This is a genomic window from Methanosarcina sp. A14 (assembly GCF_001729375.1).
GTDB lineage: Archaea > Halobacteriota > Methanosarcinia > Methanosarcinales > Methanosarcinaceae > Methanosarcina > Methanosarcina barkeri.
Map to the genome: position 1 here is coordinate 1 of NZ_LZPK01000186.1, position 7,443 is coordinate 7,443.

The window sequence follows — 7,443 nt, forward strand, 5'->3', positions numbered from 1 at the left end:
AAAAGTAAAATCAAAAGTAAGGTCCAAAAGTAAAATCAAAATGAAATGTTAAAAGTTAAGAATACTGTAAAGGCGCTTTTTACTCATGGGAAATGAGTTCTTCCAGCACTTCTGCCATAACCCTATGCCTGAGAATACGTTTCTGGTTCTGTTCACCTGCTCTCCGGATAGAGTAATCGTCTTCAACCCATTCTATTTTCTCGTCATAATTCACTTTCAGAAGGGTCAATCCATAAGCAGGAGCAGCTTCGATTCCTTCTTCATAAATATCCGGATTCAGCATCTGGAGCAGCCAATCAGTATCACGAACCCCTTTGCCTATCATGGAAAGAGCGGTTACGAGTTTCCGGACCATATTCCAGAGGAAACTATTTCCAACAACATCGATTTTTATAAGTTCTCCATCTATGCGGGCATCGATCCTTTCTATGGTTCGAACCGTACTTTTTTCTCCATTAGTTCGCGAAAAGTTTTCAAAATCGTGCGTTCCGAGCAGAAATTTTGAAGCTTCCCGGATTTTGGAGATATCATACTCTTTTCCGCTCATTACATAGCGGTAGTGCCTGGAAACCGCATCTCTTCTGGCATCAAAGCTTAGAGGCACTTCCGCGTGAGCCCAGACCCAGATTCCGGAGGGCAGTTCGGAATTTATTACCCTTGGAATTGCCAGGTTCAATTTATCCGTGTCAAAGGAGACAACCTGTTCAAGAGCGTGAACCCCGGCATCGGTTCTACCGGCGCAGGTATAATTCGCAGACTTGGGGCTTTCTATAATCCCGAGGTTTCGAAGAGCCTTGAAGAGTTCTCCCTCCACAGTCTCAACATTGGGCTGGATCTGGGAGCCGTGAAACTCGGTGCCTATGTATGCAAGTTTTAAAGCGACTCTCATAAGAATCTCTACTTGGCTTTATTCTTATAATAGACTTCTCTTACAATCAGTACGACTACTATAAAAAGACACCCTAACAGGAACCAGAACCCGGGGTGAAGAGAAAGCATGTCATAAAGCCCATGAAGCCCGCTTGCATGAGTTAACCCTTCAGGAGGGATAGAAGAGCACCCTGGGACAGAGTTTAAACCGTCCGGAGCGGACATTGGAACTTCAGCAACTCCCTTAGTCGGGCCAGACTCCAGTCCAGAGGATAGATTTCCTGCTCCGGATTCCAAAACCTCAGAGCTTGCATTCGCAGCTTCTTCGGGCACCTGCTGATCGAGAGTTATTTTCGGGCTTACGTTATTGCTCTCGTTTATTCCCAGGACCATTTGCTCTGGAGAAGAATTGTCAAATGTTTCCATTGTCCTCATTCTCAAAGGAGCAGTTGCATCAATGACCCTTTTTGCTTTCATATAAGCTGAAAAATATTCTATACCCGCGGCTGCAAAAAAGGCAGCTACTATTACTCCAAGGTACTTTTGCAGCAGGTTTACGAGAGAAAGTCTGTCTATAGAGCTTTTCGAAGGAACGAGGACGATCAGTTTTTCGGCTGACTCGTAGATTTTTACCTGCCTTCCTTTCTTGCTCCACTTTATTTGTTTGATCTTTATAAGATCGGACTCTATAAGGGAGTCAAGATTATACTTAACAGTAGTAAGGGGAAGTTTCAACTCCTCTGCAATACTGGTTGCAGACATGCTTTTTTTCCCGAGCAACTCAAGAATCTTTATTGATGTTTCATTGGAAAGGATCTGAGTGATCTTTCTGGATTCCCCATTTACCGGGAGAACAAGCACCTTGCCGCTCTGCTCCAGTTGCTCAGATCCCGGCAAGGAGTTGCCGGCTGTCGATAAACTATCTTGATCTTCAAGTCCGTCCATAATTACTTCCTGGATTAAAAACCTGTCTATTTTTAACTCAGAGTATAACCTTAGTTTGCGCGAATAAATATAAAGTTTTATTTTTACGGCAGAATATCCATTCATTACTATATCTAGATATAGAATCCAGACCTTAACCTTAAATAGAACATTGTATATACTAATCTAAATTTTCCGCTGGTAACAATCATGATCACAAAACAGCAGGTTCTTGAATTTCTGAAAAATTACGATTTAGAAAACATTACAATTGCAACAATTTGCTCCCACTCTAGCCTTCAAATTTTTGACGGAGCTCGGAAAGAAGGCTTCAGAACTCTGGGAATCTGCGTCGGCAAGCCTCCAAAATTTTATGAGGCTTTTCCCAAAGCAAAACCCGATGAGTATCTTGTCGTCGATAGCTATGCCGATATAATGAACAAGGTTGAGGAGCTTAGAAAGAAAAATGCCATTATTATTCCGCACGGCTCAGTAGTTGCTTACCTTGGCACGGAAAATTTTGCAGAGATGGCCGTACCCACTTTCGGAAACCGGGCTGTGCTTGAATGGGAGTCGGACAGGGATAAAGAACGTGAGTGGTTGCTCGGAGCAGGCATTCATATGCCCGGGAAAATCGATGATCCTCACGACATCAATGGGCCTGTAATGGTCAAGTACGACGGGGCAAAAGGAGGAAAAGGTTTCTTTGTTGCAAAAACCTACAAAGAATTCGATGAACTCATAGACCGGACCCAGAAGTACACGATTCAGGAATTTATTACCGGGACCCGTTATTACCTTCATTACTTTTATTCCCCAATCCGAAACGAAGGATACACTTTAAGCAAGGGCAGCCTTGAACTTCTGAGCATGGACCGCAGGGTAGAATCCAACGCGGATGAAATCTTCAGGCTCGGTTCACCCAGAGAACTCGTAGAAGCAGGAATCCGTCCGACATATGTAGTCACAGGAAATATGCCCCTTGTAGCAAGAGAATCCCTCTTACCACTTATCTTCTCTCTTGGAGAAAGGGTAGTTGAAGAATCTCTTGGCCTCTTTGGCGGGATGATTGGGTCTTTCTGCCTTGAGACTGTTTTTACGGATACGCTTGAGATTAAAGTGTTCGAGATCTCGGCCAGAATTGTTGCAGGAACAAACCTTTACGTTTCAGGTTCTCCTTATGCAGACCTGATGGAAGAAAACCTCTCAACTGGAAGAAGAATAGCTAGGGAAATCAAAATAGCAGCTCAAACAGGCCAGCTCGATAAGATAATATCCTGAGCAGGTAATAACTTCAAGAAAATGAACTTTTAGAGTATATTGATAATTAAGTTTTCAAGCTCTAAAAATTAGATTTTTCAAGGTTGACTGCCTTTTTAACCTTTAATTTTTTGGTTTTCCAAACAAGTTTTTTCAGGACTTATTGGGAAATACACATCTACTGTTTTTCTTACTTCTTTTAACCACTCTAATCGTTCCTCAAGCTTGCTCGTAACTATAACCCCAAACATTCTTCTATGAAAATTTTTTACTCCGCAGAAATCGAAAACGCAGTTTTTCCATAATATCTCAAGCGGATCCCCAAACACTTGCAATTCCCGTTCTCTCGGTGTGTTTGATGTGTTAAATACTAAAGCAGTTTTTGCTTTTAGCAATCCTATTGGTATTCCTTCGCCGCTATCTCCTTCTTTAAATTCATATGCTACTCCAGCACGTACTACTCTATCCACCCATCCTTTTAAAATCGCAGGAGGTTGCCCCCACCAGTTTGGATGAATAATAACGATTCCTTCAGCTTTACTAATTTCATTGCAGTGTTCTTCTATTACACCTTCTAAAAGGACACCTTTAGGAATTTCCTGATCTGAGAGAATCGGATTAAATTTTTCTTCATAAAGATCGTGAAAAAAGACTTCATGTCCGTTATTTGAAAGAGTTTCTATAACGGTATTTGCAATCGCATGATTAAAACTACCTTTACTTGGATGTCCAAGAATTACCAGTACATTCAACGAACTCTACCTCTCTATCCTGTGAATATATTGTTATACTGACGACATCACATATCTACATGGCCTGAGACTTTTCAGATATCATCCTTATACGAAAGGAAAAAGAAAAACTCAAAAAAAGAATTTTTATTTAATTATGGATACGTAAATTATTTTAAATAGTTTTCAGTCTGATATTATCAAGATGCCTAAAGTCGAAAATAAAGAACTAAGACCTGTTTTTTGGGGAAAAAATACTGGGACGCTGCGTGTACTTGGAAGTGAAGAGAACCCTGGAAAGGGTCTCCTGTCAATTGGAAATTACATGGCACTTGACCACTCGCGGGGAGCAGCCGTTTATCTTGATGCCCTGAAGCCTCATGCTATTTTGATCTGTGGGAAAAGAGGATACGGAAAATCCTATACTATGGGCTGTTTGCTTGAAGAACTTGCCTTTCTTGAGCCAGCTATTAAGAAAAGACTTGCATCTGTTGTCATTGATACTATGGGGATTTTCTGGACAATGAAATATCCAAACGCTTTTGAAGCACGGAAGCTTAAAAATTGGGAACTCACTCCAGCCGGGCTCGATATTGAGATTTTCGTGCCCGTGGGCAAGGTTGAGGCTTACAGAAAGCGGAATATCAATGTAAAGCCATTTTCCATCCCAATAAGCAAACTTTCAGGAAGCCAGTGGTGCAGGATCTTTAGTATCGAAGAGGTTTCTCCTCCTGGAATTCTGCTGGTAAGGGCAATCGAATCCCTCAGGGAAAAAGGAGAAGCATATTCTTTTGAAGAAATTCTCAGTGAGATTGCACGAGACCCTCGCTCGGATGAGACTTCGAAAGGGGCTGCAGAGAATTACTTTAGAGCAGTAAATTCCTGGGGCCTTTTCTCAAAAGAAGGAACAAAACTGTCAGATCTCGTATCAGGGGGAAGAACAACTATCCTTGATGTGAGTACGCTTGAAAACGAAAACGTCTGCGCTGCAGCAGTATCAATTATTGCAGGCAGGCTTTATGAAGCAAGACTTGAGGCAAGAAGAGCTTACGAAAAAAAGCTGATGGGAGAAAAGACCGATGAAGAAGAATTTCCCATGGTCTGGCTCTTTATAGATGAGGCTCACATTTTCATACCCGCAAAGACCGAAGGCCTTGCCTCGAAAGTACTGATTAACCGCTGCCTCAGACAGGGTCGGCAGCCTGGCCTCTCCCTTGTCCTGGCCACCCAGCGGCCTGCAAGCCTGCACCCTGATGTGGTTTCCCAGAGTGACCTTCTTATCTGCCACCGCCTTACGGCAAGTGATGATATTCTTGCTCTGGAAACTTCGAGGCCTCTTTATATGCAGGAAAATATCCAGGCATATATTAAGAAGATGGGAAGTGAAAGAGGGGCTGCCCTGATAGTGGATGACCATTCCGAGTCAGTTCATCTTGTGCGCATCCGTCCAAGAATAAGCTGGCACGGAGGAGGAGAACCAAGTGCTTTTGAGCCTCATACCAAAGAAAAAAGCAATAAAAATGACGTTCAACTACAAAAGTAACTCATTTTATAGATTTTTTTGGAAACTGATGAGTAAGAGAATTGTAATTGTTAACTAATTTTTGAGTAATATTAGAGTAATATTAGAGTAATATTAGAGTAATATTAGACATGTTAGAGTCATGTTAGAAAATAATATAAATATTACCTGTGATACTTCAACCCTGTGAATGCAGCTAAATTCGGGCTGTAAAAATTCGGGCTCTTCGTCATTCTCTATGGATAAGATGATTTCAATTCGAGACCGCATTGGTTTTTATGAAGACATTACGAGGATATCCACACAAAACAACGAAGAGCCAAAATTCTAATGTAGCTGCATTTAATTGCAACAAAGACCGGTGATGTTATGAAAGGAAGAGCCTGGAAGTTCGGAGACGACGTGGATACGGATGCAGTGATTCCCGGAAGGTACCTGATTTACAATACCCCTGAAGAGCTTGCAAAGTACACGTTTGAAGGTGTACGCCCCGAATTTGCAAAAAAAGTTCATGAAAATGATATAGTGGTCGCGGGAAACAATTTTGGTTGCGGCTCCTCGCGTGAGCATGCGCCCCTTGCCCTGAAAGGAGCAAAGGTAGCCTGCGTAATTGCAAAATCTTTTGCAAGGATCTTTTTCAGGAACTCAATAAATATCGGAGTTCCTGTCCTGGAATGTCCTGACACTGACAGGATTGAGGATGGAGACGAGCTTGAAGTAGATCTGTCCACAGGAACTATTGAAAACAAGACAAAAGGTGAGACCTACCAGGCAACCCCTCTCCCTGATTTCGTGCGTGAAATCGTGGATGAGGGAGGACTTATAGAATATGCCAGGAAACTGGTCTCTGAACGCTAAAAAAACAGGAAATCTGTCCTGAGACAGCCCTGTCCGCGTTTGAGATCTCACAATAAAAAAGGCAGTTTTGCCTGTAAATTTCAAAGGAGTACAAATATGACGCAGTATAAGATTCCGGTCCTCCCGGGCGACGGGATAGGCCCAGAAATTATCGCCGAAGGCAGAAAGGTAATAGATGCCGCTGGCGAAAGATTCGGTTTTGATGTAGAGTGGATTGAATACCCGCAGGGAGCAGATCATTATCTTGAAACAGGAGAACTGATTTCGGAAGATACTTTAAAGGAGCTATCCGGATACCCTGCCATTTACCTTGGTTCCATCGGAGACCCAAGGATTGCCCCTGGTGTCCTTGAGAAGGGAATCTTATTAACTGCACGCTTTTATTTTGACGAGTATGTTAACCTTCGCCCGATAAAACTTCTTGACGGAGTATGGACCCCGCTCAAAGACAAAACCTCGAAAGATATCGATTTTGTGGTTGTCAGAGAAAACACTGAAGACTTCTACGTAGGGGTCGGCGGCCGAGCAAAAACAGGAGCAAGCAAAGATCTTCTTGAAGTAAAAAGAACGCTCTACTCCGCAAAATTCGGTCTTGATATCGAGACTGACAGCGAAGAAATAGGATACCAGATAGGCCTGATCTCCAAAGAAGGCACAGATAGGGTTATCGAGTACGCCTTTGACCTTGCTGAGAACCGGAAAAAACACGTTTCTTCCGTTGACAAGGCAAACGTGCTTTCCGATATCTACGGCTTCTGGAGAGAAGAGTTCAATGCAATTTCTGCAAAACATCCCGGCGTTACTACAGACTTTAATTTCGTTGATGCCGTCACAATGTGGTTTGTGAAAAACCCAGAATGGTTCGATGTGGTTGTAACCCCGAACATGTTCGGAGACATTATCACTGATCTCGGAGCCATGATCCAGGGCGGCCTTGGCCTTGCTCCCGGCGGAAACATCAACCCGAAAGGCACAAGCATGTTCGAGCCTATTCACGGTTCAGCCCCGAAGTACAAGGGACAGAACAAGGTCAACCCGATTGCCACAATCTGGGCAGGTGCAATGCTCATAGAACATCTCGGAGAAAAGGAAGCAGCAGATACCATAGTCAATGCAATCCAGAAAAACATCCTGGACGGCAAAGTCAAAACCTACGATTTAGGCGGCAAGAGCACAACCTCAGATGTCGGAGACGACATTACAAGGATAGTAAGGGGAGAATAATTCAACTCTCCCTTTCCCATACTTTTTTTTCATCATTCCTTGTTCATTATTCCT

At 42.9% G+C, this 7,443-nt stretch carries 7 protein-coding genes; 4 read left to right on the forward strand and 3 right to left on the reverse strand.

The features are described 5' to 3' along the window. Positions 1-79 precede the first annotated feature (79 nt). Together truA and A9239_RS09565 are read right to left on the reverse strand one after the other, a co-directional pair. Positions 80-889 carry a tRNA pseudouridine(38-40) synthase TruA gene (gene truA / locus A9239_RS09560; RefSeq protein ID WP_048120487.1) on the reverse strand — a complete coding sequence of 270 codons (810 nt, stop codon included), beginning with the start codon at positions 887-889 and terminating at the stop codon, positions 80-82. An 8-nt stretch (positions 890-897) separates the two neighbouring features. Then, positions 898-1,815, reverse strand: a complete 918-nt coding sequence (locus A9239_RS09565; protein ID WP_048123323.1) for a transcriptional regulator — start codon at positions 1,813-1,815, stop codon at positions 898-900. Positions 1,816-2,004: 189 nt separating this feature from the next. Here A9239_RS09565 and A9239_RS09570 point away from each other — a divergent pair, with 189 nt between their 5' ends. After that, positions 2,005-3,075: a formate--phosphoribosylaminoimidazolecarboxamide ligase gene (locus A9239_RS09570; protein ID WP_048120489.1), complete on the forward strand. Its 1,071-nt coding sequence runs from the start codon at positions 2,005-2,007 to the stop codon at positions 3,073-3,075. 95 nt (positions 3,076-3,170) lie between these two features. Here the strand turns inward: A9239_RS09570 and A9239_RS09575 are convergent, their stop codons facing one another. Then, entirely contained in the window at positions 3,171-3,806 is a 636-nt protein-coding gene (locus A9239_RS09575; RefSeq protein WP_048154182.1) for an NAD(P)H-dependent oxidoreductase, read from the reverse strand. Positions 3,807-3,990: 184 nt separating this feature from the next. Here A9239_RS09575 and A9239_RS09580 point away from each other — a divergent pair, with 184 nt between their 5' ends. The 3 genes from A9239_RS09580 to A9239_RS09590 all read left to right on the forward strand — a co-directional run bounded on the left by A9239_RS09580 (position 3,991) and on the right by A9239_RS09590 (position 7,389). Beyond that, positions 3,991-5,328: an ATP-binding protein gene (locus A9239_RS09580; protein WP_048154180.1), complete on the forward strand. Its 1,338-nt coding sequence runs from the start codon at positions 3,991-3,993 to the stop codon at positions 5,326-5,328. A 348-nt stretch (positions 5,329-5,676) separates the two neighbouring features. After that, on the forward strand, positions 5,677-6,165 hold the full coding sequence (locus A9239_RS09585) for a 3-isopropylmalate dehydratase small subunit (RefSeq protein ID WP_048120492.1): 489 nt from the start codon (positions 5,677-5,679) through the stop codon (positions 6,163-6,165). 96 nt (positions 6,166-6,261) lie between these two features. After that, positions 6,262-7,389 (forward strand): isocitrate/isopropylmalate dehydrogenase family protein, encoded by a 1,128-nt coding sequence (locus tag A9239_RS09590; RefSeq protein ID WP_048120494.1) that lies wholly within the window; start codon positions 6,262-6,264, stop codon positions 7,387-7,389. Positions 7,390-7,443: the final 54 nt, after the last annotated feature.

What these genes read in the sequence shown, in the direction of transcription:
- truA (WP_048120487.1), bottom strand. Translation starts at nt 889, where the DNA reads ATGAGAGTCGCTTTAAAACTTGCATACATAGGCACCGAGTTTCACGGC.
- A9239_RS09565 (WP_048123323.1), bottom strand. Translation starts at nt 1,815, where the DNA reads ATGGACGGACTTGAAGATCAAGATAGTTTATCGACAGCCGGCAACTCC.
- A9239_RS09570 (WP_048120489.1), top strand. Translation starts at nt 2,005, where the DNA reads ATGATCACAAAACAGCAGGTTCTTGAATTTCTGAAAAATTACGATTTA.
- A9239_RS09580 (WP_048154180.1), top strand. Translation starts at nt 3,991, where the DNA reads ATGCCTAAAGTCGAAAATAAAGAACTAAGACCTGTTTTTTGGGGAAAA.
- A9239_RS09585 (WP_048120492.1), top strand. Translation starts at nt 5,677, where the DNA reads ATGAAAGGAAGAGCCTGGAAGTTCGGAGACGACGTGGATACGGATGCA.
- A9239_RS09590 (WP_048120494.1), top strand. Translation starts at nt 6,262, where the DNA reads ATGACGCAGTATAAGATTCCGGTCCTCCCGGGCGACGGGATAGGCCCA.